This is a genomic window from Nioella sediminis (assembly GCF_001879695.1).
GTDB classification, from domain to species: Bacteria; Pseudomonadota; Alphaproteobacteria; order Rhodobacterales; family Rhodobacteraceae; genus Nioella; species Nioella sediminis.
The window spans coordinates 1-24,951 of sequence record NZ_MNBL01000058.1 but is presented as its reverse complement, the minus strand read 5'-3'; the positions used below and the strand labels follow the sequence as shown (position 1 = coordinate 24,951).

Here is a 24,951-nt window from a genome sequence, read left to right as displayed (position 1 = left end):
GGCGCTTCGAAGCGCCTTGAAAGGGCCTTCGAAGGCCCTTCCACCGCCCGGCATCAGCGTTCGGGGATCAGCCCCCGCGGATTGAAGCGCAGCATCAGCAGCAGGAACAGCCCCATGGTCAGCAACCGCATATGCGCGGCGGAGTCGATCAGGTGCTGACGCAGCCCGCTATCTTCCGCCATGCCCATGGTGACCGTCTGCATCAGCCATAGGCCAATGGGTTCCACCATGATCCACAGCCACCAGATCAGGAAGCCGCCCAGAACCGCACCCCAGTTGTTCCCCGATCCGCCCACGATCACCATCACCCAGATCAGGAAGGTGAAGCGCAGCGGGTTATAGGTGCCGGGCACCAGCTGGCCATCCAGCGTGGTCATCATCGCGCCCGCAATGCCGCAGACGGCAGAGCCGATGATGAAGATCTGCAGATGCCGCTTGGTCACGTCCTTGCCCATGGCCTCGGACGACACTTCATTGTCACGGATCGCGCGCATCATCCGGCCCCAGGGCGATTTCAGCGCCATTTCAGACATCCAGATGAGCAGCAGCAGCACGGCGGCAAAGAGCCCCGCATAGCAGAGCTTCACCACCACGGAAGACGCGGTCACCGGGTCGGCCCCGAAGCGTTCCGTCAGCGACAGGAACCACTCGGCGGCCTGCAATTCGACCTCGTATGGCACGGGCCGGGGCAGGCCGGTCACATTCTTGACGCCACGCGCCAGCCAGTCCTCGTTTTTCAGCACCGCGAGGATGATCTCGGCAATCCCGAGCGTCGCAATCGCCAGGTAATCAGACCGCAGACCAAGCGCGGTCTTGCCGACGATCCAGGCCGCCCCCGCCGCGAACAGCCCGCCCACGGGCCAGGCAAGGATCACCGGCAGGCCAAGTCCGCCCAGATAGCCGGTCAGGGCCGGATCGACCGCCTCGATGGCGTCACGCGCCGGGTCGAAAATGGCGCGGTAGAGCATGAAGCCCGCGATCAGCACCGCCAGCATCACCACCACGCGCAACAGCCCCGCTGGCATCTTCTTGTAGATCATCACGGCGGCAAAGATCGACGCGGCTCCGGCGGCCAGTGCCAGCAGGATGCGCGGCCCGCCCGCCGCCCAGGCCTCGGGCACCGGGGGCATCGACACCAGCACGGCGGCCAGCCCGCCAAGCGCGGTGAAGCCCAGGATACCGACGTTGAACAGCCCGGCGTAGCCCCATTGCATATTCACCCCAAGCGCCATGATGGCCGAAATCAGCCCCATGTTGAGGATCGTCAGCGTGGTGTTCCACGACTGCATGAACCCGGTCAGGATGAACAGCAGCGCCACCAGACCGAACAGCAGGATATTCTTGGTGTTGATCTGCGTCATACCGATTTCCCCTTGAAGAGGCCCGTGGGCTTGAACAGCAGCACGATCAGCAGGATCGCGAAGCTGACAGCGAATTTATAGTCGGTGGACAGAAGCTGCAGCAGCCCCTCCGGCTCCCAGCCTTCCGGCACCAGATGGTTGACCACGCGGCGGAAGGCATAGGTCACGGTGATTTCCGAAAACGCGATCACGAAGCCGCCCGCGATGGCACCAAGCGGGTTGCCAAGCCCGCCGACGATGGCAGACGCAAAGATCGGCAGCAGCAGCTGGAAATAGGTAAAGGGCTTGAAGCTCTTGTCGAGCCCGTAAAGCACCCCGGCCGTGGTCGCCAGAGCGGCGACGATGATCCAGGTCACCAGCACCACCTTTTCGGGGTTGATGCCCGACAGCAGCGCCAGATCCTCATTGTCGGAAAAGGCGCGCATGGATTTGCCGGTACGGGTCTTGTTGAGGAACCAGAACAGCAGGATCACGCAGATCAGCGCCACCACGACCGTGATCCCCTGGCTGGTGCGGATGGCCAGACCCTCATCAAGACCCGTCAGGGTGCGGAAATTGCGGGCGGAGATGATGAAGCGTTCGCCATCGGCAAACCGCTGGTCATCCACCCCGATGATGAAGCGCACCAGCCCGTTCATGATGAACATGACCCCGAGCGAGGCGATCACGTAGATCACCGGCTTGGCTTTCTGCTGGCGATAGAACTTGTAGACCACCTTGTCGGTGCCAATCAGCAGCAGGGACGTGGCCGCGATGCCAATGGGCAGCGCCAGCAGCGCCGTGGGCAGCGGCCCGAGCGAGACGCCCGCGCCCTGCAAGGCCCAGGTCACAAGGATCGTCACCATGGCCCCGAAGGCCATCGTATCGCCATGGGCGAAGTTCGAGAACCGAAGGATCCCATAAATAAGCGTCACGCCAAGCGCGCCAAGCGCCAGCTGCGCGCCATAGGCGGTGGCTGGTACGATGACGAAATTGGCCAGGACGACAATGGCGTTCAGGAAGTCCAAGTCATGTCTCCTCGCAGATGCCGAAATAGGTGATGGCGGGGCTGCCGGGGTTGGCCGGGTGACGGCTGCGCAGGGCAGTGCCATCGGCATGGATGGTGATCAGGTCGCTTTCCGCGCCGGGCACGGCGGTGGCGATTGAAAACGGAGAGCTGTCCGCGTCCGACAGGCTCAGGGCGGGCAGGGCGTCGGCATCGGCCTCCAGAAAGGCCATCGCGCCCTCTTCGCCCATCCCGATCTCGATCTCTATCTCGGCTGGCACGCAGTCCCCCGCAGCCTCGCAGGCCACGGTGAACGTGCAGCTATAGCCGGTTTCGGCCATGGCAGGGGCCGCCAGAAGGCACAGGGATATGAGCGGCAGGTGCCTCACTCAGCCGCCTCCGCACGGTCCACGTCTTCGCAAAGGCCAAAGCCGGTGACCGAGCGGGGCCGCGCCTGCGGCTGGTGCAGGGTCACGACCACATGGCCGCTATCGGCGATGCTGACCATCTGCACCGCCTGCGTTTCGTGATTGGCGAAGATCAGACTGCGCAGGCGGGTGGGTTCCAGCGATCCTTCCGGCGCAAGAATATCGGCGGCCAGCTCGTAATCCGAGGGCAGGTCCTCTTCCCACAGAACCCGCCAACTGCCATCTTCCTGCTCGGTGATATGAATCTCCTGCCCCCAGTCCTGGCACGGGTTCGACTCGATGCAGATCACCGCCATGTTGCAGACACGCTCGATGGCGACATGCTGCGCCATGGCGGGCAGGGGGATCAGGAAAGGCAGGGCGGCTGCAAGGCCACGGCGGATCATCATCTATTGAACCTCACATTGTCCGTAGGCGGTCTGCTGACGCGGGCCTTGGCCGGGCTGATAGTCCTGGTAGACATGCAGCGCCTCGCCGGTGGGAAAGATCGTCAGCGTCAGGTTGTCCTCATAGCCGGGCGAGATGAACATCGCCATCGGCGTGTCAGAGGGCGTGGCATCGTCGACCGCACGGTGCCGCCCTTCATAGATCAGCCACAGCCCGTTGCCATGATCGGCCATGCCAATCTCGACCGTGAAGGTGTCGGGGGTGCAATCCTCGGTGTCACAGCGCGTGCTGAACAGGCAGTAATAACTGCCCGTCTGCGCCGCTGCCGCGACGGGCAGCGCCGTTGCCAGCGCCAGCCCCCCGATGATCCCCCGGACCCGTGTCACTTGCCGTCGCCACCCGCGCTGCCGGTGGTCTCGGTGCAGGTGCCGTTCAGCCGGTAGTGGATCAGGTTATCGCCAAGCGCCATGTTGCCGGTGTAGATGATCCGGCCCGCATCGGTGATGGTGCCCAGTTCGACACCGGCCGAATTGGAAAAGAAGAAATGCATGGCGCCATCGCTTTCATAGACGGTGCCGTCGAAGAAATTGCCTTCGCGCTGCTCCATCTCGCCCACGCCGGTGGTGGCGTTGAGGGTGAAGTTGTAGGGGATGTCCTCCGCCACGCAGCCGCCGCCATTTTGCCGGCAGGCCTCGTTCATCGTGCATTGAAAGGTGCGGTCCTGCGCCAGCGCGGGGGTCGCGAGAAGAGTGGCCAGAGTGGCCGTTGTCAGAATGTGTTTCATAATCAACCTCCTAGGAAAGACTTGCGAACCTCCGGGTCGGCCAAAAGTGCCTTGCCGGTATCAGTATAGGCGTTTCGGCCCTGAACGAGCACATAGCCTTTATCTGCAATTTCAAGCGCTTGCCGGGCGTTCTGTTCCACCATCAGAATGGAAATCCCGGTGCGCGCGACCTCGATAATGCGGTCGAAAAGTTCGTCCATCACGATAGGCGAAACGCCCGCAGTCGGTTCATCCAGCATCAGAAGCTTGGGCTTCGTCATCAGCGCCCGGCCCACGGCCACCTGCTGACGCTGACCGCCGGAAAGCTCGCCCGCCGGTTGCAGGCGTTTTTCCTTCAGGATCGGGAAGAGGTCATAGACCTGCTCCATCGTGCCCCGGAAATCGTCGGTGCGGATGAAGGCGCCCATTTCAAGGTTTTCCTCGACCGTCATCGAGGTGAAGATGTTCGAGGTCTGGGGGACAAACCCCATCCCCTTGGCCACGCGCGCCTGTGGCGTCAGCTTGGTGATATCCTCGCCATCCAGCACCACCCGGCCCTGACGCAGGTTCAGCATGCCGAAGACGGCCTTCATCCCGGTCGATTTGCCCGCCCCGTTTGGGCCGACAATGACGGCAATCTCACCCTTTTCCACGGCAATCGTGCAGTCGTGTAGGATGTCCGCGCCCTTGCCATAGCCGCCGGTCATGTTCTCGCCAATGAGGAAGGGCTGTCCCGCCGCCGGGCTGGTTTTCGAGCCAAGCCCCTCTGCCGGGGTCAGCGTGCCGATCCCGTCCGGGTTGCCAATCGAGCGGTCCTTGTTGCCGCGATCGTCCTGATAGGGGTTGCCGCTCATGCCTCTACCTTGTCCTTGTTCTTCAGGCCGGTGCCCAAGTAAGCCTCGATCACCTGCTCATTGGCCTTGATCTCATCCAGCGTGCCTTCCGCCAGAACCTTGCCCTCGGCCATGCAGATGACCGGGTTGCAGATCTTGCCGATGAAATCCATGTCGTGCTCGATGACGACGAAGGTATAGCCGCGTTCCTCGTTCAGCCGTTTGATGGCGTCGGCGATGGTATAAAGCAGCGTCCGGTTCACGCCCGCGCCGACCTCGTCCAGAAAGACGATCTTGGCATCGACCATCATCGTGCGGCCAAGTTCCAGCAGCTTTTTCTGCCCGCCGGACACCTCGCCCGCTTTCAGGTCGGCGATATGGGAAATCGTCAGGAATTCAAGCACTTCGTCGGCCTTGGCTCGCAGCGCGCGTTCCTCATCCGCGATCCTTTTGCGCCCGAACCACGTGTTCCACAGGCTTTCGCCCGACTGCCCGCCCGGCACCATCATCAGGTTTTCCCGGCAGGTCATCGAGCTGAATTCATGCGCGATCTGGAAGGTGCGCAGGAGCCCCTTGTGAAACAGCTCATGCGGGGCGAGGCCGGTGATATCCTCACCATCCATTTCCACCCGGCCCGATGTGGGCTCCAGTACCCCCGCGATCACGTTAAACAGCGTGGTCTTGCCCGCACCGTTGGGGCCGATCAGCCCGGTGATGGAGCCCGGCGCGATGGACAGACTGGCCCCGTCCACGGCGTGAAAGCCGCCGAAATGCTTGTGCAGGTCATGAACGGTGATCATGCGTGAAGGCTCACTTTCCCCAATGTCTTAAACGAACAGCCCGGCGATGACCGGGCTGTCCTGTGTCATGCAATCGCGATCGGATCAGCGATACTGCGCGGTGACGATCTCACCGCCCTGGATCTCGATTTCACGGTAGTTGCCTGCCGATTCACCGGGTCCGATCAGCTCCACTGCGGTGGCACCTTCATAGTCCACGTCACCGCCAGCGGCGATGATTTCCAGCGCGCGGCCCAGTTCACCCGGCTGGATGACTTCACCGGGGGCGTTGGCGATGTCCATGATGTGACCGGCATAATCGCCCGGCGCAGAAGAGCCCGCCGCCGCCATCGCCATCATCATCAGCGCGGCTGCGTCATAGGATTCCGCCGCGAAGGGCGAGGTGCCGTCAAAGCCCGCTTCCGAGGCCATGCCCTGGAAGATCGCCGCACCATCGGAATCGGTGCCCGGATGCTGGCCGAAGGACCCGTCGATGTCGGACCCGAAATTGTCGACCAGCGCCTGGCTGACCATCCCGTCGGGGAACACGAAGGTGTCGAACGCACCGGAATCGAGCGCCGCCTGAATGATGCCGGACCCACCTTGGTCCACATAACCCGCCACGACCAGCGCAGCGCCACCGGCAGATGCCAGTGCGCCGACTTCAGCGGCATAGTCCGCGCGGCCATCTTCATGGGCGGCCACCAGCGTCACGGTGCCACCGGCTTCGGCAAAGGCAGCGGCAAAGCTGTCCGCCAGGCCCAGGCCGTAGTCGTTGTTGGTATAGGTCACGGCAACCTCGTCGATGCCGCGATCCATCAGCACTTCGGCCATCACCACACCCTGACGCGCATCAGAGGGGGCGGTGCGGAAGAACAGCCCGTTATCTTCCACGGCAGACAGTGCCGGGGAGGTGGCCGAGGGCGAGATCATCACCATGCCATTGGCCAGGGCCACGTTCGACAGGATCGAGGTGGTCACACCGGAACAGTCCGCGCCGACGATGCCCGACACGCCATCGGCGGTGATCAGACGTTCGGCAGCGGCCTGCGCGGCGGCGGAGTCGATACAGGTGGAATCCGCGCGCACCGACACGAAGGTGCTGCCATCCATGATACCGCCCGCGGCGTTCACTTCGGCCATCGCCAGTTCCGCGCCGGCCGCCATGTTGGGGGTCAGCGATTCGATGGGGCCGGTGAAGCCCAGAATGACGCCGATGCTGATTTCGTCGGCAGCGGCCGCACCAGCAAGAACTGCGGTGGCCGCAGAGGCCAGCAGAAGCTTCTTCATGATTGTCTCCCTATTGGACAAATTATTCTTGTGAGGGCAGGTTATGACGGGTTCCGCAAATTGAAAAGGGCCGAAATGGACCCTTTCAGCCTGCCAACCGATATTTTCTGTCAGAAAAGGCAATGGGTCTGAAACCGGCTTTCATATCGGGTGTTTTTCCTACAGGTTCGCCGCATACAGCCTTTCAGACCAAGGACCATGCCCATGCCCGCCCCCAGGAACAGGTTGAAATCGGATCTCGCCGCCGGGCGGCTTTGCAAGGGAATCTGGCTGAACTTCGGGTCACCGCTGGTGGCGGAACTTGCGGGCAATAGCGGTTTCGACTGGTGCCTCATAGACGGAGAGCATGGTCCATGGGACCCGACCGCGATCCGCGCGCAGCTCATGTCGCTGGCGGCGACGCCCGCGCAGGCCGTCGTCCGGGTGCCGGTGGCCGAGGACTGGGTGATCAAACAAGCGCTCGATCTGGGGGTGCAGACGCTGCTGGTGCCCATGATCGACAGCGCCGAGGAGGCCGCCGCCGTGGTCCGCGCCTGCCGCTACCCGCCTCAGGGCGTGCGCGGGCAGGGGGCCCTCGTGGCCCGTGCCAGCGGCTTCAACGCGATTGCCGATTACACCACCAATGCCAATGACGAAATCTGCATTCTGGTGCAGGCCGAAAGCCGCGCCGCGCTGGCTGATCTTACCCAGATCGCGGGTGTGGAGGGCGTTGACGGCGTCTTCATCGGCCCCGCCGATCTCGCCGCCGATATGGGGCATCGCGACGATCCCGGCCATCCAGATGTGCAGGCCGCCATTGCCGACGCCATCCCGCGCATCCGTGCCGCGGGCAAGGCCGCAGGCATCATCCTCGGCACATCCGAGGCGCGTGCGACGGCGGTGGCGCAAGGTATCAATTTCCTCGGAATGGGCAGCGAGGCGACACTGCTCGCCGATGCGCTCCGCGCGCTGGCCGCGGAATGATTCTCGTCGATGCCGATGCCTGCCCGGTCAAGCAGGAGGCCATTCGCGTGGCGCTGCGCCATGGCGAGGTGATCGTATTCATCGCCAATCAGGGCCTGCGCCTGCCGGACCATCCGCTGATCAAACAGTTCACCGTGTCCGACGGGTTCGATGCCGCCGATGATGCGATTGCTGAAACGGCTGGCCCCGGCCACCTGGTGATCACCGCCGATATCCTGCTGGCCGAACGCTGCCTGAAAGCCGGGGCCGAGGTGATGGACCCAAAGGGCCGCGCCTTCACCATGGACAGCATCGGCAGCCAGATCGCCACACGCGCCATCATGGCCGACCTGCGCGCCGGGCTGGAGGGCCAGGGGATCGGCGGTCAGAAACCCTTCTCGAAGACCGACCGCAGCCGCTTCCTCGACGCGATGGAAACCACGCTGAGACGGCTCAAAGCCTGACCTCTTTCATCTTGGCAAAAATACCTCCGCCGGAGGCATCCTGTCCCCGCCACACGGACAGTCGTCCTATCTGCAAATTCCCCTTCCCACAGGTCCGTGGCAACGCGGGCCGACGAGGCCTCCCGCGCAAGCGGGAGGTTGAGGAGGGCCGCTCCCGGGTCGACGCCGTCAGGCGGCGAAATCGCCGTTTCGTATGCACGGGGGGTGTACAGGGGGTGTACGGGGGGTGCACGCATGGCGACGGGCCGAAATCGGGGTCAAAGCCCCGCCGCCTTCGCCGCGTCCCACAGCCCGTCCATCTCCTCCAGATCACTTTCGTGGGGGCGTTTCCCCCGCGCCTCCAGCTCCCGTTCGATGAAGTGAAAGCGGCGCACGAATTTCGCATTCGCATTGCGCAGGGCGGTTTCGGGATCGACCTTCAGATGCCGCGCCAGATTGGCCATGACGAACAGAAGATCGCCCATCTCCTCGGCGATCTTTTCCTGCGGCAACGCCTCCCGCGCTTCTGCCAGTTCGCGGGCTTCTTCTGCAATCTTGTCAACCACATGCGCGATATGCGGCCAGTCGAACCCGACCCGCGCGGCGCGTTTTTGCAGCTTCTCGGCGCGCATCAGCGCGGGCAGCCCGATGGCCACGTCATCCAGCACACCGCCCCGCGCCTTGGCTGCCCGTTCGGCGGCCTTGATCGTTTCCCAATCCTGCGTCTGCTGTTCCGCCGATTTCTCCCGCGACTGGTCGCCAAACACATGCGGATGGCGGGCAACCATCTTGTCCGACATCGTGTCGGCCACCTCCTGAAATGAAAATAACCCTTTCTCTTCCGCCATTTGCGCGTGAAAGACCGATTGGAACAACAGGTCGCCCAACTCGCCTTTCAACTCGTCCCAGGCCTCGCGCTCGATGGCGTCGGCGACCTCATAGGCCTCCTCGATCGTGTAGGGCGCGATGCTGGCGAAATCCTGCTCGATATCCCAGGGACAGCCGCTATCGGGGTCGCGCAACCGGCGCATGATTTCCAGCAGGCGGGGCATGCCGCCCTTGGGGTCGTTGATCAGCGCGTCATCCATTGCCGGGCCTCCGGTTTTCGGTCAGGGTGCCCCCGACTAACACCCATGAGCCCCGGAGAGTCCACCCATGCCCGTCCTCAACCGCATCGCCGGATTCGCCGACGAGATGACCGGCTGGCGCCGCCACCTGCATGCCCACCCCGAGCTTGGCTTCGCCTGCCATGAGACCGCCGCCTTCGTGGTCGAGCGGCTGAGGGACTTCGGGATCACCGAGATTCACACCGGCATCGCCGAATCGGGGGTCGTGGCGATCATCGAGGGGCAGGGAGAGGGGCCGACCATCGGGCTGCGCGCCGACATGGACGCGCTGCCGATCGAGGAGGAGACGGGGCTCGATTATGCCTCTGAAAACAAGGGCGTGATGCATGCCTGCGGCCATGACGGGCATACCACGATGTTGCTGGGGGCCGCGAAATATCTAAGCGAGACCAGGAACTTCCGGGGGCGCGTGGCGCTGATCTTCCAGCCTGCCGAGGAGGATGGCGGCGGGGCGGGCATCATGTGCCGCGAGGGCATTATGGACCGGTTCGGCATCAATGAGGTCTACGCGATCCACACCACGCCGGCGCTGCCCGTGGGCCATTTTCAGACGACGCCGGGGCCGATAATGGCCGCCGTCGACAGTTTCGACGTGCATATCAAGGGCAAGGGCGGGCACGGGGCCTATCCGCATGAATGCGTCGATCCCGTGATCGCGGCGGTGCATATCGCGCAGGCGCTGCAAAGCATCGTCGCGCGCAACCATTACGCGCTGCAGGATCTGGTGGTGTCGGTCACCATGATCCACACCGGCACGGCGGAAAACATCATCCCTGACACCGCTTATCTGGGCGGCACGGTGCGCAGCTTCGACCCCGATGTGCGCGATATGGTCGAGGCGCGCATGGGCGAGATCGTGGCCGGGCAGGGGGCAAGCTTCGGGGTGGAGGCGGTGCTCGACTACAAGCGCAGTTATCCGGCGACGGTGAACGATCCGGCGAAGACTGAATTTGCCGTAGGCGTGGCTGAGGAGATCGCGGGAAAGGACGCCGTGGACGGGGCCCAGTGGCGCGAGATGGGGGCAGAGGATTTCAGCTACATGCTGGAGGAGCGGCCCGGTGCTTACCTGTTCCTCGGCCAGGGGGAGGCAGCGGGGCTGCATCATCCGCGGTTCAATTTCAACGATGAGGCTGCGCCTTATGGCGCGAGTTTCTTCGCAAGGCTGGTGGAACAAGCGCAGCCGCTCGGCTAACAGGTCTCAGTGCTTTTCAGCCCTCAGATAGCTGCGCATTCCATAGAGAAGGGGTGAGCCATCGGGGGCGACGCGCACCTCTCGCACGGCGCCGATGCAGATATGGTGGGTGCCGATCTTGTCGGCCGAAACCAGTTCGCAATCGAAGCTGACAAGGGCGCTGTCCATCATCGGCGCACCTGTGGGGCCGGGGGTGAAGGGCGCGGCGTTGAAGCGGTCGCCATCGGGTGCGGGCAGCCGGCCCGAGAACGTATCGGAAATCGCCTGCTGGTCGATCCGAAGCACATTGATGCAGAAGCAGCCGTTCGCCAGCAGCGGCGGCAGCGCGGATGACGCCGCATTCAGGCAGACCAGCATGGTGGGGGCCTCGCCATCGGCGCTGACCGAGGTCATGGCGCTGACAGTGATCCCGTGACGACCCGCAGGCCCGTCGGTGGTAACCACGCTGACCGAGGCGGCGGCGCGGCTCATGCCTTCGAGAAACTGCTGTCGAAGCGGGCTGTCGGGCATGTCTGGGCTCCTGTCGGCGGGACTGATCCCTTGATGTAGCGCAGGCAGACGGGATGCAAGGTGGCATTGCCTTTTTCCGCCGGAGAGGATTTGCATGGGGCTGGATGCAAAACGGGAAAGGGCCGGCTATGGCGCTGGAAGACGCGAAGAAGGATATCGACGGGGCATTCACGCGGGCCGAGTTGAAGGGCCGCGCCTTCGAGAACACGTTTGGCGGTGCGGTCAGTTTCCTCAGGCGGCGTTATACCAAGGACCTGGCGGGCGTCGATATTGCGGTGACGGGTGTGCCTTTCGATCAGGCGGTGACGAACCGGCCCGGCACCCGGCTTGGGCCCCGTGCCATCCGCGAGGCGAGCGCGTTGCAGGTCTATGACCCGCCCTATGGCTGGGGCGGCTATGACCCGATGAGCGATCTGGCGATTGCCGATTATGGCGATCTGGCCTTCGACTATGCCAATCCGGGCGAATTCCCCAAGGTGCTGGAGGCCCATGCCGACGGCATTCTGTCCCAGGGCGCGGCGATGGTGACGCTCGGGGGCGATCATTCGATCACCCTGCCGCTGTTGCGGGCGCATGTGAAGAAGCATGGGGCCGTGGCGCTGCTGCAGTTCGACGCCCATACCGACACCTGGCCCGATGACGACCCGGCCCGTGTCGATCACGGCACCTTTGCCTATAAGGCGGTGAAGGAGGGGCTGATCGACGTGGCCCGCTCTGTCCACGTGGGTATCCGCACGGTGGTGGAGGACAATCTTGGCATCAAGATCCTCGACGCGCGTGCCGTGCATGAGCAGGGGCCGCAAGCCATCGCCGCGCGAATCAAGGAGATCGTGGGCGATGCGCCCGCCTATCTCAGCTTCGATATCGACTGCCTCGATCCGGCCTATGCGCCGGGCACCGGTACCCCGGTCTGGGGCGGGCTGACCTCTGCTCAGGCGGCGATCATTCTGCGCGATATTGCCGGGATCAACCTGGTCGGGGGCGATGTGGTCGAGGTGTCCCCGCCCTTCGACACGGCCCAGATCACCGCCGTGGCGGGGGCGCATGTGGCGATGGAGCTTTTGTGCCTCCGGGGATGGGCGCGGCGCGGGATGTCATGAAACTGTGACGTGCTTTCGCTAGCGGGAATCGCCCAAGGGGCGTATCCAGCATCAACGGCAGCGGTGTGTATCAGGACCATGGCACGCAAGCGACATTCCAAAGAAGACAGGCAGATCGCGCGCGAGATCTCTTACGCGCATTCCGCCCGGACCAAGGGCGGGCGGGCGATGATCCGCGCGATGGAGAATACCACCGGGCGGCTGAAGCTGATCAAGCAGGCACAGGGCTACGAGACCGAGGTCGCGGCGGGCCGGGATTTCTGGCAAGTGATGGTGGACCGCTACGGGCTGACGCTGGAGATCATGGGCGGAAGCCTGGACAATATCCCGCGCGAAGGGCCGGTCATCGCCATCGCCAACCACCCTTATGGCATTCTCGACGGGCTGATGCTGGGGCATATCCTGTCGGTTGCGCGCGGGGATTTCCGCATTCTGGCGCATCGGATTTTCCGCAAGGCCGAGGATCTGGACAAGGTCATCCTGCCTATCTCTTTCGATGAGACGAAAGAGGCGGTGGCGCTGAATATCCAGACCCGCAAGACGGCGCTGCGCTACCTGTCCGAAGGCGGGGCGATCGGGATTTTTCCGGGCGGTACGGTGTCGACGGCGCAAAAACCCTTCGGGCGGCCCATGGACCCTTACTGGCGCGGCTTCACCGCGCGGATGATCACCAAGTCAGCAGCCACCGTTGTGCCGATCTACTTCGACGGGCACACCAGCCGACTCTTTCAACTCGCCAGCCATCTGCACAACACGCTGCGCATGGGGCTCTTGATCAAGGAGTTCAAGAAACGGGTGAACACACCTGTGCGCGTGGTCATCGGCGACCCGATCCCACGGGCCGAGCTTGACCGTTTCGCCGGTGATACACGGGCGATGATGGACTTCCTGCGGCAATCGACCTACGAATTGTCGCCAACACCCATAAACCCGGCTGAAATCGGGTTCGAATTCGAGGAAAAGCACAAGCGAAATGGCGGTCGGGATCTTTGACAGTGGCTTGGGCGGGTTGACGGTGCTGGATGCCGTCAGCAAGCGCCTGCCGGACGTGCCCTTTGTCTATTACGGCGACAATGCCCATGCGCCCTATGGCGTGCGCGATGCCGATGACGTCTATGAGCTGACGACGGCGGGGGTTCAGCGTCTGTTCGATGCGGGCTGCGATCTGGTGATCCTTGCCTGCAACACCGCAAGCGCCGCGGCCCTGCGCCGGATGCAGGAGGCGTGGGTTCCGGCGGACAAACGGGTTCTGGGCGTGTTCGTGCCGCTCATTGAGGCGCTGACCGAACGGCAATGGGGCGACAATTCCCCGCCGCGCGAGGTGGCGGTGAAACATGTGGCCTTGTTCGCGACGCCAGCGACGGTCAGCAGCCGGGCGTTCCAACGCGAACTGGCCTTCCGCGCCATCGGTGTCGACGTGGAGGCGCAGCCCTGTGGCGGCGTGGTCGATGCCATCGAGGATGGCGACATGATTCTTGCGGAAGCCCTTGTGCGCAGCCATGTAGAGGCGCTGCAACGACGGATGCCGAAGCCCGAGGCAGCGATCCTGGGCTGCACCCACTACCCGCTGATGGAAGACGTCTTTCAGGACGCGCTTGGGGAGGGGGTTGCGGTCTATAGCCAGGCCAATCTCGTGGCAGAGAGCCTTGCCGACTATCTGACCCGTCATCCCGACAAGCTGGGGGAGGGGACGGAATCCGCTTTCCTGACGACCGGCGATCCGGCGCGGGTATCGAACAAGGCCACCCAGTTCCTGCGGCGCAAGATCGCTTTCGTCAAAGCCTGAGGCAACCTGTCAAGGTGGCGCCTCTCGACGCGGGGCTGGTCGTTGCCTATCTGTGGGTCTGGTGGACGTGGAGGACAACCATGCGCGGATTGAAGAAACAACGCCGGATCCAGGTGATCATCGTCGCGATGGTAGCGCTGGCGGTGTCTGCGGGGCTGATCGGCTACGGGTTGCGTGACGGCATCAATTTCTTCCGCACCCCGACTGAAGTGGCGGAAACCCCGCCACCGCCCGATGAGGTCTTCCGTATCGGCGGGTTGGTTTTGGAGGGCACGCTGGTTCAGGATGAGGGGCTGGATTTCACCTTCACCGTGACCGATGGCGGTGCCGATATTCCGGTGCGCTATATAGGGACCGACGCGCCGCCAGATCTGTTTGGGGAAGGCCAGGGGACTGTGGCCACCGGCACCTATGAGGACGGGGTGTTTCTGGCGACAGAACTGCTGGCCCGCCATGACGAGACCTACATGCCCGCCGAGGTGATAGACGCGCTGGAAGCGCAAGGGGTCTACCGACACGCGGAAGATGAGGACCCGGCGCCGAGCTATTGACGGCGGGCGCTTCTCCTCAAGCCCCCTTCGGGAGCCTTCGTCGAAGCGCACTGCCGCGGATGCTTGGCCGGGTTGAGTGAAGATTGATCCGTAAGCGCCTGTTTTTTATGTCAGGATCGAGGGCTCTGCCCTCGAGCTCCCGAGGTATTTTTGCCAAGATGAAGGGGCTTTAGCGAAATCTTAATCCTCGTGTGATTGGCTTATGCGCATCTTGAACCTTGAGCATGGGAGGGCTGAACCATGCTGTCGGTTCGCCAGATTGCGTCTGAAATCGTCGATCGAGAGGGAGGCTATGTAAACGACCCCAATGACCCCGGGGGCGCGACGAGTTACGGGGTGACAATCCATACGATGCGGCGTCTCGGGCTGGACCTGGATGGCGATGGCGATGTGGACGAGGCTGATGTGCGCGCCCTGCCGCGGGAACGGGCGGTCGAGATCTTCATCGAGCATTATTACCATGCCCCCCGGATAGGCCAGTTGCCGGAACCATTGCAGCCCACGGTCTTCGACATGCAGGTCAATGCCGGGTCGAACGCGGTGCGCATTCTGCAGCGGCTGATCCGCGATATGGGGCTGGAGATTGCCGTCGACGGGGTGATCGGGCCGCAGACCGTTGCCGCCGCAACTGCGGCCCATGACAGTGCAGGGCAGAGCATGGTGGATGCCTACGGCATTGCCCGGCGCAATTTCTACTACCGGATCGGGGACCGACGCCCGGCCTCTCGCCGCTATGCCACGCGGCGCGACGGGGGCAAGGGGGGCTGGATCCTCCGGGCGGAGGAGTTCATTTCGCCTGAGTTTCATCTTACGGACGCGGAACACCGCGCGCGGGTGGCGGCATGGGGTTGATGCAGCGCATTCTGGGCGGTCCGCAGACCATTGCCGTCGCCGGTGAGGCCGTCAGCGATGTGGCCGAGATCTTTCACGCCAATGAAACAAGGGCGATGGAGCTGTCGGCTGAGGCGCATCGGGCGGCGCTTGATGCCCATGGTGATGAGTTTCAATACGCCAGACGGGGGTTGTTCGACCGCGTGATCAACGGCATCAACCGGATGCCACGCCCGATGCTGGCGCTTGGCACCATCGGGCTATTCATCTTCGCCATGGTCGATCCGGAGGCCTTTGCCTCGCGGATGGTGGGGCTGAACGAGGTGCCGGAACCGCTTTGGTGGCTATTGGGCGCCATCGTCAGCTTCTATTTCGGGGCGCGGGAGATGCACTATTTCCGCACGCCCAATGGCGGCAGGCTGCCCCGGATGCGACCCCGAGACCTGACGGAGGACGCAACCGAAACGGCAGAAGATCCCAACCCGGCGCTGGAACGGTGGTTCCGCGAGCAGCGGGACAGCGAAGAGGGCGGGGCTTGACCCCGCCCTGATCGTGTCAGCCGCGCATACGCTCGAAATTGGCGTCGAAGAGCGGTGTGTGCTGGGGCTTTGCATCCAGCATCTGGCCGAGCAACTCAATGGCCCAGGGGCCCTCGCTGTCGGCGACCTCTTTCGCGACATAGCCCATAGCCACGGATTGGCCCGCGTTATGGGCATAGCCGCCGGAGGTGACCCAGCCCACGACTTCGCCATCGTGCCAGATCGGTTCATCCCCGATCACATCGGCATCAATCGCGGCAACGGTGAAGGCGCGCAGGCGCAGTTTGCCGCCGCTGTCCCGTTCCGCCACGGCTGCGGATTTCCCTATGAAATCAGCATCTTTTCCATAAGCGATGAAGCGGTCGAGACCAGCCTCCAAAGGCCCGTAGACGGGACGGAATTCGCGCGCCCATCCGCCGAAGTTCTTTTCGAGCCGCATCGCGTTCAGTGCGCGCAGGCCGAAGGGTTTGAGGCCGAGCTCCGCGCCCTCTGCCAGAAGCCGGTCGAAGACATGGCGTTGGTATTCGGGCTTCATCCAGATCTCGTAGCCCAGATCGCCGGTAAAGCTCACGCGGCCCACGAGACAGGGGGCAAAGCCCACATCCATGCGCTGGATGTCCATAAAGCGGAACCCGGCGTTGGACACATCCGCAGGGGTCAGGCGCTGCAATAGGTCACGAGATTTGGGGCCTGCGATGGACAGGCCGACCATGCCAAGGCCCACGACCTCCAGCGATACCGACCCGTCCTGCGGCATATGGCTTTCCAGCCAGCGGGCATAAAAGACTTCCGCCATGCCGGAGCCTGCTAGGAAATACTCGGTCTCGGACAGGCAGGCGACGGTCAGATCGCCTTGAAGCTTACCGTTTTCCTTCAGCATCGGGGCAAGCGTCATGCGGCCTGGCTTGGGCAGTTTGCAGGCCAGCACCTTGTCGAGGAAGGCCGTGGCCCCTGCGCCCCGGACGTAGAACTTGGAGAAGCCGGAGATTTCCATCACCCCAACGTCTTCGCGGCAGGCGCGGACCTCTTCCTTCACATGCTCGAAATCGGTGGAGCGGCGCCAGCTGAATTCATCCTTTGTGCCATCGGGTGAGAACCAGAGCGGTGCCTCAAGACCCCAGCTATCCCCCATCTGCGCGCCGAGCGACAGCATGCGGTCATAGATCGGCGTGGTCTTGTAGGGGCGGGCGGCCTGCAATTCCTCGTTCGGGAACTTGATCGAGAAGCGGCGGGAATAGTTTTCCTGCACCTTGGGGTTGGTGTAGCTCATCGTCGCCCAATCGCCGTAGCGCGCGATATCCATGGCCCAGACATCGAAACCGGGATCGCCTTGGGTGATCCAGTTGGCCAGCGCCAGACCCACGCCGCCACCCTGAGAAAAGCCCGCCATGACGCCGCAGGCCGACCACATGCCCGGCATGCCACGGATGGGGCCGATCAGCGGGTTGCCGTCGGGGGCGAAGGTGAAGGGGCCGTTGATGATCTGCTTGATGCCGGCATTGGCGAAGGCGGGGAAATGCTCGAAGCCCACTTCCAGCGACGGCGCGATGCGGTCGATATCGGGTTGCAGCAGCTCGTGGCCGAATTCCCACGGGGTCGTGCGTTCGGACCAGGGCACGCAGGCTTTCTCATAGGTGCCCATGAGCATGCCGCCGCGTTCCTGACGCAGGTAGAGCTCGCCATCGAAATCGACCGCGTGGATCACTTCCTTGCCGGTTGTCTTATTGATTTCAGCGACTTCCGGCATGTCCTCGGTGATGAGGTACATATGTTCCATCGCCAGAACCGGCAGTTCCAGCCCCACCATGCGGCCCACTTCACGCGCCCAGAGGCCACCGGCATTGACCACATGGTCACAGGCGACATCGCCCTTGTTGGTCTTGACGATCCAGCCGCCATCACGGGCGCGCAGGATCTCTTCGACCTTGCAATGCTGTTCATAGCTCGCGCCCAGTTTCTTCGCCGATTTCGCATAGGCCCAGGTCACGCCGGAGGGATCGAGATGGCCATCGACCACGGTTTCCAGCCCGCCCACGAATTGCGCGGGGTCGATCAGCGGCATCAGCTCATGCGCCTCTTCGGGCGTGATCACGCGCGATTGGATGTCCTGATAGCGGCCCTTGGCCATGGTGGATTTCAGCCAGTCGAACCGTTCAGGGGTCGAGGCCAGCATGACACCGCCGGTCATGTGAAAGCCGGTGGACTGGCCCGACAGTTCCTCGATCTCCCGATAGAGCTCGATCGTGTATTTCTGCAACTTGGCGACATTGGGATCGCCGTTGATCGTGTGGCAGCCCCCCGCCGCGTGCCATGTGGAGCCCGAGGTCAGTTCGGACCGCTCCAACAGCAGGCTGTCGGTCCAGCCCGCCTTGGCCAGATGATAGAGCACCGAGCAACCGACGACGCCGCCGCCGATCACCACAACACGTGCCTGGGTCTGCATGAAAATCTCCTGTTTCGCAGTCCTGATTTCCGGAAAGGGTAGCGTGGCGGTCGGGTTTCGGATCGCACGTTTTCGACAAAGACAGGGGGCGATTTGGCGGGAACGGGCGTTGTCATGGGCAATCGTGAACAGCGCCAGCGGACGAACTGTGATAGGGTGCCCCACATTAGAGGCCCCTCGGGGCCAGCAATCATTCAACGGGAGGATCTCATGTTTGTACGGATCGTGGCCTTTGCGGCCTTCTTGTTCGGGGTGATACCTGCAGGACCGGCAGCAGCGCTCAATTGCGACAATCGCGGCGTGAACTGGCAAGGCCGCATCGACCTGCCAAGCGGGATCTACGGGTTTGAACTCAGGCGCCTGACCTGTGCGGCCGACAGTCTGTGGAACTACTATATCTGGAACACCACCAGCCGTTGGGAAGGTACGGCCACGGTCGGACTCGTGGGGACGTCCCTGACCGTCAATACCGTGTCGGGCAGCCTTGCGGGCTGTTCCCTGAGCGGTACGTGGTATCCGCGCGACACCACCAACGGCATCCCCTATAGCGGGCGCGGTGCGGCCAGTTGTTCCGGGACCGGCAGCTGGAGCGCGACGATCCAGTAGGGATCACGCCAGCCCCAGGCCGGACCGCCCGGCAGCGCCGATATCATGATAAAGCCCCGCCATCAGGGCAATCGCACCGGGGATCATCGCCTTGGGCAGATGTTCATCGGGGGCATGCTGGCTGCATCCGGGGTAGCTGTGCGGCACCCAGACTGCGGGAAGGCCAAGCGTTTCGGTGAAGACGTGGTTGGGAAGAGATCCGCCAAGCGAGGGCAGAAGGACCGGATCTGCCCCGGTGGTGCGGGCAATGGACTGGACTGCGAAACGGGCGAAAGGATGATCTGGCGGCGTGGCCGAGGCGGGGAAGCGGGCGTCGGGTTCCTCGATGTCAACAAAGTCGAAGCCTTCAGCATCCAGATGCGCGCGCAGGGCGGGCATGATCGCCGTGGGGTCCAGCCCGGTTACATAGCGCAGCTGGATATGGGCCTGCGCCTCTGGCGGGATGGCATTGACGGGCCGTTCCGGGGTGCCGCAGGTGAAGGCCAGCACCTCGACCGCAGACCACGCAAAGACCCGTTCGGCGGGCGTCAGGCCGGGAGTGCCCCAACCGGGGTCAATCTCTCCGCCTGCGGGGGTGATGCCCGACAGGATCGCGCGGGTGTCGTCCGGCACCCTCTCCGGTGTCCAGCCGGGGACGAGGCATTCGCCGCGCGGGCCGATGATGCAGGCAAGGGCGTGGGCCATCTCGGTGCCGGGATTGCGCAGAAGCCCCCCGAAATTGCCGGAATGGCGCCCGGCCTCGCGGTGACGGATCGACAGCTTCACGGTGACGGAGCCACGCGCGCCAAGAAACACGGTCGGTCGATCCCGAGACAGGCGCGGCCCGTCAGAGGCCAGCACAAGATCGGCGTTCAGGTCGTCCTTCAGCCCCGCGCAGATCGCATCCAGCCCCGGTGAGCCGACCTCCTCGCCCATTTCCACCAGCATGTGGCAGTTGAAGCCAAGCGCGCCTTGTTGCTCCAGCACCAATCGTAGCGCCGTCAGGTTCACCAACAGTTGTCCCTTGTTGTCGGCCACGCCGCGCCCGTAGAGCTTGCCATCGCGTTCGGTCAGCGTCCATGGCGCCAGACCCTGTTGCCAGCGCCCCTTCATCCCCGGAACGGTATCGGCATGGCCATAGGCGAGGATCGTCGGCAGCCCGTCGCCCTCGTGACGCGACAGGACCAGCGCGGGCGGATGGTCGCCCTCGATCCAGCGGGCCACGAAGCCGTGCCCCGCCATCAGCCCGGCGATATGCTTCAGGCAGGCGGCATGGGCATCAATTGCACCGGGTTCCGTCGGGAAGGCCACCAGCGCGGTCAGGTCCTCGACAAAACGGTGAAGCGTCTCGGGCGTGGCGGCGCGGGCTGTGATCTGGTCGCGGGTTGTCATGGGGCATCCTTTTTCGGGCTTGGCCCGCAGCCTGCCGGTTTTGCCCGGTTTTGCAAGCTTCTAGCCGCCGACCAATACGCCGACCAGGAAGGCCACCAATGCGCAGACACCGCCGACAATCACCGTTTCACCGATGCAGCGCAATGCCGCTTCGCCTGTCACACGCCAGCGCAGAACCCCGAGGCCGAACAGGGCAAGGAATGTCGCCGCGACGGATATGGGGAAGGCGCGGGCCGGGTCCAGACCCGCGATATAGGGCAGCAACGGGATAGAGCCGAGCGTGATGAACGCCATGAAGGTGGAGACCCCGTCTCCTGCGGGATTGGTGCTGCGCGGGTCGGTCATCTCGAATTCATAGGCCATCATCAGGTCGGCGGCGAAATCATGGTTGCGCATCAGGATATCCGCCACCTGATCGGCATCTGTCCCCGGCAGCCCTCGTTCGCGCAGCATCTGTTGCAGCTCCAGCCGTTCACGATCGGGATCGGTGGACAGTTCCTGCAATTCCATTGCCCGCCGCGCATGGTAGAGATCGCGTTGCGACCGGCCTGACAGGAATTCCCCAAGCCCCATCGACACCCCGTCGGCAAAGAGGTTGGCCAAACCGAAAACCAGCACCGCGAGTGCCCCGATCTGCGCAGTGTTTTCGGCAGAGGCCCCGGCGAAGCCCGCCACGATGGCGAAGGTTGTGACGATGCCGTCATTGCCACCATAGACGATTTGCTTGAGAAACTCCTGCGCGCGGGTGATATGATGATCCTGCGTGCGGTGCTGCGCCCAGTTGATGGCCATGCCGTTTGTCTCCTGTCCGGTCGGGTCAGTCTGGACCTGCGCACAGGGCCTGACAACCGGCAGGGCTGCGCCAAGGAATCGCAGGGTTGCATAGCCGCTTCCCGCGCGAGACGGGGTTACTTTTGGATCGTTTAGCGTTAAACAGTCGCCAGTTGGAGGAACCCCATGCGCGATCTCAAGATTCCCGAACAGCGCCACCCCGAAAAGGCGCGCCGACCGGACAACCCGCAACCCAAGAAACCGTCCTGGATCCGGGTCAAGGCGCCCGTGGGCGAGGGTTACAAGAAGACCCACAAGATCATGCGAGAGCACAAGCTGGTAACGGTCTGTGAAGAGGCGGGCTGCCCCAATGCCGGCGAATGCTGGAGCCAGGGACACGCCACCATGATGATCATGGGCGAGGTCTGCACCCGCGCCTGCACCTTCTGCAACATCGCCACCGGCAAGCCGCCAGAGGATCTCGACGTGTTCGAACCGGGCCGCGTCGCGGATGCGGTGCAGAAACTGGGGCTGAACCACGTTGTTATCACCTCGGTGGACCGCGACGATATCGAAGACGGCGGGGCGGAACATTTCGCCCAGACCATCCGCGCAATCCGCCATCGCAGCCCAGACACGACGATTGAAATCCTGACGCCCGACTTTATCCGTTGCGCGCCCGAGGCGCTGGAGGTCGTGGTCGCGGCGAAACCGGATGTGTTCAACCACAATCTCGAAACCGTGCCGGGGCTCTACCCCGAGGTGCGCCCCGGTGCCCGTTATTTCCATTCCCTGCGGCTGTTGCAGCGGGTGAAGGAACTGGACCCGACCATGTTCACCAAGTCAGGTATAATGGTGGGGCTTGGCGAGGACAGACAGGCGGTCATCCAGGTGATGGAAGACATGCGCGCCGCCGATATCGATTTCCTGACCATCGGCCAATATCTGCAACCCACGCCCAAGCATCACGCGGTCGACCGGTTCGTGACGCCAGAGGAATTCAAGGCCTATGAGAAGGCCGCCTATAACAAGGGCTTCCTGATGGTCTCGGCCACCCCGCTGACGCGGTCAAGCTATCACGCAGGCGACGATTTCGCCCGGCTGCGCGCGGCGCGGCTGAAGAAACTGGGACAGGCCTGATACGAAAAACCCCGGCGTAAGGCCGGGGTTTTCTGTTCATACGGTCAGCCGGATCAGGCGCCCCAATAGACCGGCGTTCCGGGATATTCGTCGATTGCCCAGGTTTCACCACCCGAGGCATAAGTTGTGCCATCATTGCTGGTATAGACGACGTTGCCGGTGGCGGGATCGACCAGCGGGCTGTCGAAGTTGTAGCCTTCCGGCATATCGGCAATCGCTTCCTGCTGCGCCCAGTAATAGGTGGCACCATTGTTGCCGGGGGCGAGGGCTGCGCCGATGTTGTAGTAGTCCTGCGATGTGCGGCCCGACCAGGACCAGCCGCTGTCACCGCCAGCCGCGCTGGCGAAGCTGGTCGAGATCGTCTGGCTTTCCATCTGGCCGCGCATGTCGCCGCTGAGATCCTCGACGCCCGCGCTGACAACGGCCATGGTGGCCAGCCCAAGGCCAACCAGCCCGGCGGTCAGGACGACCCAATCGACGGTCACGGCGCCGGATTCGTCTGAAAGAAAGTTCTGTTTCTGTTGCATTTCTGGATACTCCAAAGTGCCGTCTTCCGCGGCTGTACTGCTTGTGTTGCTCCGAGATACACTCCAAAGTTGCAGAAATGGTGGCGCTGATGGGGCGCTGTCATGGGATGATCAGGGCCGATGCCGATCACGGCGCTGACGGCCAGACAGGGGGACGCGGATGCGCCAGGACAGGATGACGGATCGCTACGGGCTGGACATTTCGACAGGGTCCGATCTGGCCGCCGAGGCCTATCAGCGCGGGATGGACCTCTATCTCGCTGGAATGGCCGGTGTGGAAGAGGCGCTTCAGGCAGCCATCGCGGCCGACCCGGAATTTACCCCCGCCCATGTGGCGCTGGCCCGGAATTTTCAAACCTTTGGCCATATGCCCCAGGCAAAGGCAGCTCTGGCGGCGGCGCGGGGTTGCGACCGGGTACTGACCCCGAGAGAGGCGGCGCAACTGGAGATTTTCGGCCATCTGATCGAGGGGCGCGCGGGGCAGGGCTATGCACTGATCCGGTCCCATATTCGCGAATACCCCCGTGATGCGCTGGTGGCGCAGACGGTTCTGGGCGTCTTCAGCCTGATCGGCTTTTCCGGCCGCGTGGGCCGCGAGGCGGAGCATCTGGCGGTGGCCGATTTCCTTGCCCCCCATTACGAGGGCGACTGGTGGTTTCCCGCCCAGATGGCTTTTGCGTATCTGGAAATCGGGCAGTTCCAACAGGCCGAGGGGCAGATCGACCTGGCGCTTGCGCGCAATCCCCACAGCGCCCATGCCGCCCATATCCGCGCGCATCTCTATTACGAGGTCGGGGAAACGGCGGACGGGCTCGCGTTTCTGGGCGACTGGATGCAGAGCTATGACCGCACCGGCCTGATGCATTGCCACAATACCTGGCATGTGGCGCTGTGGGCGATGGCGACGGGCGACGAGGCGCGCATGTGGCGGGCGGTGGACGAAGACCTTGCCCCCGGCGTCAGCCTAAGCCCCGCGATCAATATCGTGACGGATCTGGCGGCGCTTTATTATCGGGCGTCTTTGGCCGGGCTGGAGATCGGGCAGAACCGCTGGCAGGCGCTTGGGGACTATGCACTAACGGCCTTCCCGAATCCCGGAATGGGCTTTGTCGATGTGCATGCGGCAGTGATCCATGCCATGAGCGGCAATGCAGAGGCGCTCGACCGGCTGATATCGGACGCCAAAGGGCCGATTGGTGACATGGTGCCCGCCTGCGCCGAGGCGTTCCGGGCGATTGCCGCCGAGGATTGGGCCGGGGCCGAGGCGCGGCTGATCCCCGTCGTGGCGCAGTCGGAACGGGTCGGCGGCAGCCGGGCGCAGCGCGATATCCTCGAATTTGCCCTGATGAATGCGCAGATCCAACAGGGTCGGGCGGACGAGGCGTTGCGGCTGCTCGCCCTGCGCCGCCCCCATATCGACGCGCCGGCGCATCTGACCCACTGACCGCAAAGCATTTTGCGATTTTGCCATGTTGCGCTAGCATTCCCGCATTTAAGGGAGGTTTTTTGCCATGGTTCGCCTTCGCGCCGGTTTGTCTGCTGTTGCTGTTTGCCTGTTCCTCGCTCCGCTTGCGGCCCATGCCGACTGGCTGGACGATGCCCGTGCAGCGTTTGATAGCGGCGACTTTGACATCGCACGCCAATTGTCGGAACCGATGGCCGCAGCGGGCGATCCCGCGGCCCTGAACATCCTTGGGGTGCTTTATTTTCACGGCCAAGGGGTGGAACAGGACCTGCAACGCGGGCTTGATTACTACGAGGCCGCTGCCGCACAGGGCTATGCGGTTGCGCAGGCAAACCTGGCCTGGATCTTGTATAAGGGCGTATACGGTGCCCCGCGCGACCTGACCCGCGCATGGGAGCTGGCAGACGCCGCCGCAGAGGCGGGCAATGCCGAGGCGCTGAACACCCTTGGCGCCATGTCCGAGGAAGGCGCCCTTGGAAGCCCGGACTATGCTGCCGCAGCGGCCTATTACCGGCAGGCCATGGATGGCGGGTCGGCGGGGGCACATAGCAATATGGGGGCGCTCTATGCGCAGGGGTTCGGGGTGGCGCAGGACGACGCGCAGGCGCGGCTGCTCTTCGAACAGTCGGCAGCGCTTGGTCACGGGCAGGGCACCCGCAACCTCGCCTATATGATGGAGCTTGGTCGGGGCGGCCCGCAGGACATCCCCGGTGCGATTGAAACTTACCGGCAGGCCATCGCGCTTGGCTATGGCGGGGCGGGGAACGATCTGGGCATCCTG

General features: G+C 63.6%; 28 protein-coding genes. 13 read left to right on the top strand and 15 right to left on the bottom strand.

Features of this window, described 5'->3' with window-relative positions; genetic code table 11:
* Positions 1 to 53: 53 nt before the first annotated feature.
* From BKY26_RS08870 to BKY26_RS08830, 9 genes are all read right to left on the bottom strand, one after another.
* The gene (locus BKY26_RS08870; protein WP_071690039.1) at positions 54 to 1,361 is read right to left on the bottom strand and encodes a branched-chain amino acid ABC transporter permease; all 1,308 of its coding nucleotides are present in this window, start codon (positions 1,359 to 1,361) and stop codon (positions 54 to 56) included.
* Entirely contained in the window at positions 1,358 to 2,368 is a 1,011-nt protein-coding gene (locus tag BKY26_RS08865; RefSeq protein ID WP_071690038.1) for a branched-chain amino acid ABC transporter permease, read from the bottom strand. The genes BKY26_RS08870 and BKY26_RS08865 overlap by 4 nt, the downstream gene beginning before the upstream one ends.
* A 1-nt stretch (position 2,369) precedes the next feature.
* The gene (locus tag BKY26_RS08860; RefSeq protein ID WP_131541815.1) at positions 2,370 to 2,735 is read right to left on the bottom strand and encodes a hypothetical protein; all 366 of its coding nucleotides are present in this window, start codon (positions 2,733 to 2,735) and stop codon (positions 2,370 to 2,372) included.
* The gene (locus BKY26_RS08855) at positions 2,732 to 3,163 is read right to left on the bottom strand and encodes a hypothetical protein (RefSeq protein ID WP_071690036.1); all 432 of its coding nucleotides are present in this window, start codon (positions 3,161 to 3,163) and stop codon (positions 2,732 to 2,734) included. Before BKY26_RS08855 ends, BKY26_RS08860 begins: the two co-directional genes overlap by 4 nt.
* A complete protein-coding gene (locus BKY26_RS08850) occupies positions 3,164 to 3,547 on the bottom strand; it encodes a hypothetical protein (protein ID WP_071690035.1) in 384 nt (127 codons plus the stop codon).
* Complete coding sequence (locus BKY26_RS08845) at positions 3,544 to 3,945, bottom strand: hypothetical protein (protein WP_071690034.1); 402 nt, start codon at positions 3,943 to 3,945, stop codon at positions 3,544 to 3,546. Before BKY26_RS08845 ends, BKY26_RS08850 begins: the two co-directional genes overlap by 4 nt.
* Before the next feature lie 2 nt (positions 3,946 to 3,947).
* Positions 3,948 to 4,778, bottom strand: a complete 831-nt coding sequence (locus tag BKY26_RS08840) for an ABC transporter ATP-binding protein (protein ID WP_083431377.1) — start codon at positions 4,776 to 4,778, stop codon at positions 3,948 to 3,950.
* Positions 4,775 to 5,557, bottom strand: coding sequence for an ABC transporter ATP-binding protein (locus tag BKY26_RS08835; RefSeq protein WP_071690033.1), 783 nt, complete (start codon positions 5,555 to 5,557; stop codon positions 4,775 to 4,777). The genes BKY26_RS08840 and BKY26_RS08835 overlap by 4 nt, the downstream gene beginning before the upstream one ends.
* Positions 5,558 to 5,641: 84 nt before the next feature.
* Positions 5,642 to 6,826, bottom strand: coding sequence for an ABC transporter substrate-binding protein (locus BKY26_RS08830; RefSeq protein WP_071690032.1), 1,185 nt, complete (start codon positions 6,824 to 6,826; stop codon positions 5,642 to 5,644).
* Positions 6,827 to 7,030: 204 nt separating this feature from the next.
* On the opposite strand from BKY26_RS08830, the gene BKY26_RS08825 reads away from it, so the two are divergent.
* Positions 7,031 to 7,789 (top strand): HpcH/HpaI aldolase family protein, encoded by a 759-nt coding sequence (locus BKY26_RS08825; protein WP_071690031.1) that lies wholly within the window; start codon positions 7,031 to 7,033, stop codon positions 7,787 to 7,789.
* Positions 7,786 to 8,232, top strand: coding sequence for a YaiI/YqxD family protein (locus BKY26_RS08820; protein WP_071690030.1), 447 nt, complete (start codon positions 7,786 to 7,788; stop codon positions 8,230 to 8,232). The genes BKY26_RS08825 and BKY26_RS08820 overlap by 4 nt, the downstream gene beginning before the upstream one ends.
* Before the next feature lie 257 nt (positions 8,233 to 8,489).
* Here BKY26_RS08820 and mazG read toward each other — a convergent pair whose 3' ends face one another.
* Positions 8,490 to 9,299, bottom strand: a complete 810-nt coding sequence (gene mazG / locus BKY26_RS08815) for a nucleoside triphosphate pyrophosphohydrolase (protein ID WP_071690029.1) — start codon at positions 9,297 to 9,299, stop codon at positions 8,490 to 8,492.
* A gap of 67 nt (positions 9,300 to 9,366) precedes the next feature.
* Between mazG and BKY26_RS08810 the strand changes: the two genes are divergently transcribed.
* A complete protein-coding gene (locus BKY26_RS08810) occupies positions 9,367 to 10,530 on the top strand; it encodes a M20 aminoacylase family protein (protein ID WP_071690028.1) in 1,164 nt (387 codons plus the stop codon).
* A gap of 6 nt (positions 10,531 to 10,536) precedes the next feature.
* Here the strand turns inward: BKY26_RS08810 and BKY26_RS08805 are convergent, their stop codons facing one another.
* The gene (locus tag BKY26_RS08805) at positions 10,537 to 11,040 is read right to left on the bottom strand and encodes a flavin reductase family protein (RefSeq protein ID WP_071690027.1); all 504 of its coding nucleotides are present in this window, start codon (positions 11,038 to 11,040) and stop codon (positions 10,537 to 10,539) included.
* A 128-nt stretch (positions 11,041 to 11,168) separates the two neighbouring features.
* On the opposite strand from BKY26_RS08805, the gene speB reads away from it, so the two are divergent.
* From speB to BKY26_RS08775, 6 genes are all read left to right on the top strand, one after another.
* Complete coding sequence (gene speB, locus BKY26_RS08800) at positions 11,169 to 12,140, top strand: agmatinase (RefSeq protein ID WP_071690026.1); 972 nt, start codon at positions 11,169 to 11,171, stop codon at positions 12,138 to 12,140.
* A 78-nt stretch (positions 12,141 to 12,218) separates the two neighbouring features.
* Positions 12,219 to 13,133 carry a lysophospholipid acyltransferase family protein gene (locus BKY26_RS08795; protein WP_071690025.1) on the top strand — a complete coding sequence of 305 codons (915 nt, stop codon included), beginning with the start codon at positions 12,219 to 12,221 and terminating at the stop codon, positions 13,131 to 13,133.
* Positions 13,114 to 13,926, top strand: coding sequence for a glutamate racemase (locus BKY26_RS08790; RefSeq protein WP_071690024.1), 813 nt, complete (start codon positions 13,114 to 13,116; stop codon positions 13,924 to 13,926). The genes BKY26_RS08795 and BKY26_RS08790 overlap by 20 nt, the downstream gene beginning before the upstream one ends.
* An 80-nt stretch (positions 13,927 to 14,006) precedes the next feature.
* On the top strand, positions 14,007 to 14,477 hold the full coding sequence (gene ccmE / locus BKY26_RS08785; protein WP_071690023.1) for a cytochrome c maturation protein CcmE: 471 nt from the start codon (positions 14,007 to 14,009) through the stop codon (positions 14,475 to 14,477).
* Between the two features lie 240 nt (positions 14,478 to 14,717).
* Positions 14,718 to 15,329, top strand: a complete 612-nt coding sequence (locus BKY26_RS08780) for a holin-associated N-acetylmuramidase (protein ID WP_071690022.1) — start codon at positions 14,718 to 14,720, stop codon at positions 15,327 to 15,329.
* Positions 15,320 to 15,847, top strand: a complete 528-nt coding sequence (locus BKY26_RS08775; protein WP_071690021.1) for a holin family protein — start codon at positions 15,320 to 15,322, stop codon at positions 15,845 to 15,847. Before BKY26_RS08780 ends, BKY26_RS08775 begins: the two co-directional genes overlap by 10 nt.
* 16 nt (positions 15,848 to 15,863) lie before the next feature.
* On the opposite strand, the gene BKY26_RS08770 is transcribed toward BKY26_RS08775, so the two are convergent.
* Entirely contained in the window at positions 15,864 to 18,290 is a 2,427-nt protein-coding gene (locus BKY26_RS08770; RefSeq protein WP_071690020.1) for a GcvT family protein, read from the bottom strand.
* 210 nt (positions 18,291 to 18,500) lie between these two features.
* Here BKY26_RS08770 and BKY26_RS08765 point away from each other — a divergent pair, with 210 nt between their 5' ends.
* Positions 18,501 to 18,896, top strand: coding sequence for a hypothetical protein (locus BKY26_RS08765; protein ID WP_071690019.1), 396 nt, complete (start codon positions 18,501 to 18,503; stop codon positions 18,894 to 18,896).
* Positions 18,897 to 18,899: 3 nt separating this feature from the next.
* Here BKY26_RS08765 and BKY26_RS08760 read toward each other — a convergent pair whose 3' ends face one another.
* Both BKY26_RS08760 and BKY26_RS08755 read right to left on the bottom strand, forming a co-directional pair.
* Positions 18,900 to 20,267 carry a M20/M25/M40 family metallo-hydrolase gene (locus BKY26_RS08760; protein WP_071690018.1) on the bottom strand — a complete coding sequence of 456 codons (1,368 nt, stop codon included), beginning with the start codon at positions 20,265 to 20,267 and terminating at the stop codon, positions 18,900 to 18,902.
* Between the two features lie 60 nt (positions 20,268 to 20,327).
* Complete coding sequence (locus BKY26_RS08755) at positions 20,328 to 21,059, bottom strand: VIT1/CCC1 transporter family protein (RefSeq protein ID WP_071690017.1); 732 nt, start codon at positions 21,057 to 21,059, stop codon at positions 20,328 to 20,330.
* Positions 21,060 to 21,224: 165 nt separating this feature from the next.
* On the opposite strand from BKY26_RS08755, the gene lipA reads away from it, so the two are divergent.
* Positions 21,225 to 22,178, top strand: coding sequence for a lipoyl synthase (gene lipA, locus BKY26_RS08750; protein WP_071690016.1), 954 nt, complete (start codon positions 21,225 to 21,227; stop codon positions 22,176 to 22,178).
* A gap of 53 nt (positions 22,179 to 22,231) precedes the next feature.
* Here the strand turns inward: lipA and BKY26_RS08745 are convergent, their stop codons facing one another.
* On the bottom strand, positions 22,232 to 22,705 hold the full coding sequence (locus tag BKY26_RS08745) for a hypothetical protein (protein WP_071690015.1): 474 nt from the start codon (positions 22,703 to 22,705) through the stop codon (positions 22,232 to 22,234).
* Positions 22,706 to 22,865: 160 nt separating this feature from the next.
* Between BKY26_RS08745 and BKY26_RS08740 the strand changes: the two genes are divergently transcribed.
* Both BKY26_RS08740 and BKY26_RS08735 read left to right on the top strand, forming a co-directional pair.
* Positions 22,866 to 24,149, top strand: a complete 1,284-nt coding sequence (locus tag BKY26_RS08740; RefSeq protein ID WP_227434971.1) for a tetratricopeptide repeat protein — start codon at positions 22,866 to 22,868, stop codon at positions 24,147 to 24,149.
* 67 nt (positions 24,150 to 24,216) lie between these two features.
* Positions 24,217 to 24,951 (top strand): tetratricopeptide repeat protein (locus BKY26_RS08735; protein ID WP_131541814.1); only part of this gene is annotated, 735 nt, incomplete at its 3' end.

Excerpts from the sequence above, each read along its gene's own strand:
- BKY26_RS08755 (WP_071690017.1), bottom strand. The coding sequence starts at position 21,059 with ATGGCCATCAACTGGGCGCAGCACCGCACGCAGGATCATCATATCACC.
- BKY26_RS08845 (WP_071690034.1), bottom strand. The coding sequence starts at position 3,945 with ATGAAACACATTCTGACAACGGCCACTCTGGCCACTCTTCTCGCGACC.
- BKY26_RS08745 (WP_071690015.1), bottom strand. The coding sequence starts at position 22,705 with ATGCAACAGAAACAGAACTTTCTTTCAGACGAATCCGGCGCCGTGACC.
- speB (WP_071690026.1), top strand. The coding sequence starts at position 11,169 with ATGGCGCTGGAAGACGCGAAGAAGGATATCGACGGGGCATTCACGCGG.
- BKY26_RS08825 (WP_071690031.1), top strand. The coding sequence starts at position 7,031 with ATGCCCGCCCCCAGGAACAGGTTGAAATCGGATCTCGCCGCCGGGCGG.
- BKY26_RS08765 (WP_071690019.1), top strand. The coding sequence starts at position 18,501 with ATGTTTGTACGGATCGTGGCCTTTGCGGCCTTCTTGTTCGGGGTGATA.
- BKY26_RS08830 (WP_071690032.1), bottom strand. The coding sequence starts at position 6,826 with ATGAAGAAGCTTCTGCTGGCCTCTGCGGCCACCGCAGTTCTTGCTGGT.
- BKY26_RS08760 (WP_071690018.1), bottom strand. The coding sequence starts at position 20,267 with ATGACAACCCGCGACCAGATCACAGCCCGCGCCGCCACGCCCGAGACG.
- BKY26_RS08840 (WP_083431377.1), bottom strand. The coding sequence starts at position 4,778 with ATGAGCGGCAACCCCTATCAGGACGATCGCGGCAACAAGGACCGCTCG.
- BKY26_RS08780 (WP_071690022.1), top strand. The coding sequence starts at position 14,718 with ATGCTGTCGGTTCGCCAGATTGCGTCTGAAATCGTCGATCGAGAGGGA.
- BKY26_RS08870 (WP_071690039.1), bottom strand. The coding sequence starts at position 1,361 with ATGACGCAGATCAACACCAAGAATATCCTGCTGTTCGGTCTGGTGGCG.
- BKY26_RS08820 (WP_071690030.1), top strand. The coding sequence starts at position 7,786 with ATGATTCTCGTCGATGCCGATGCCTGCCCGGTCAAGCAGGAGGCCATT.
- BKY26_RS08805 (WP_071690027.1), bottom strand. The coding sequence starts at position 11,040 with ATGCCCGACAGCCCGCTTCGACAGCAGTTTCTCGAAGGCATGAGCCGC.
- BKY26_RS08790 (WP_071690024.1), top strand. The coding sequence starts at position 13,114 with ATGGCGGTCGGGATCTTTGACAGTGGCTTGGGCGGGTTGACGGTGCTG.
- BKY26_RS08810 (WP_071690028.1), top strand. The coding sequence starts at position 9,367 with ATGCCCGTCCTCAACCGCATCGCCGGATTCGCCGACGAGATGACCGGC.
- BKY26_RS08770 (WP_071690020.1), bottom strand. The coding sequence starts at position 18,290 with ATGCAGACCCAGGCACGTGTTGTGGTGATCGGCGGCGGCGTCGTCGGT.
- mazG (WP_071690029.1), bottom strand. The coding sequence starts at position 9,299 with ATGGATGACGCGCTGATCAACGACCCCAAGGGCGGCATGCCCCGCCTG.
- BKY26_RS08740 (WP_227434971.1), top strand. The coding sequence starts at position 22,866 with ATGCGCCAGGACAGGATGACGGATCGCTACGGGCTGGACATTTCGACA.
- BKY26_RS08855 (WP_071690036.1), bottom strand. The coding sequence starts at position 3,163 with ATGATGATCCGCCGTGGCCTTGCAGCCGCCCTGCCTTTCCTGATCCCC.
- lipA (WP_071690016.1), top strand. The coding sequence starts at position 21,225 with ATGCGCGATCTCAAGATTCCCGAACAGCGCCACCCCGAAAAGGCGCGC.
- BKY26_RS08795 (WP_071690025.1), top strand. The coding sequence starts at position 12,219 with ATGGCACGCAAGCGACATTCCAAAGAAGACAGGCAGATCGCGCGCGAG.
- BKY26_RS08835 (WP_071690033.1), bottom strand. The coding sequence starts at position 5,557 with ATGATCACCGTTCATGACCTGCACAAGCATTTCGGCGGCTTTCACGCC.
- BKY26_RS08775 (WP_071690021.1), top strand. The coding sequence starts at position 15,320 with ATGGGGTTGATGCAGCGCATTCTGGGCGGTCCGCAGACCATTGCCGTC.
- ccmE (WP_071690023.1), top strand. The coding sequence starts at position 14,007 with ATGCGCGGATTGAAGAAACAACGCCGGATCCAGGTGATCATCGTCGCG.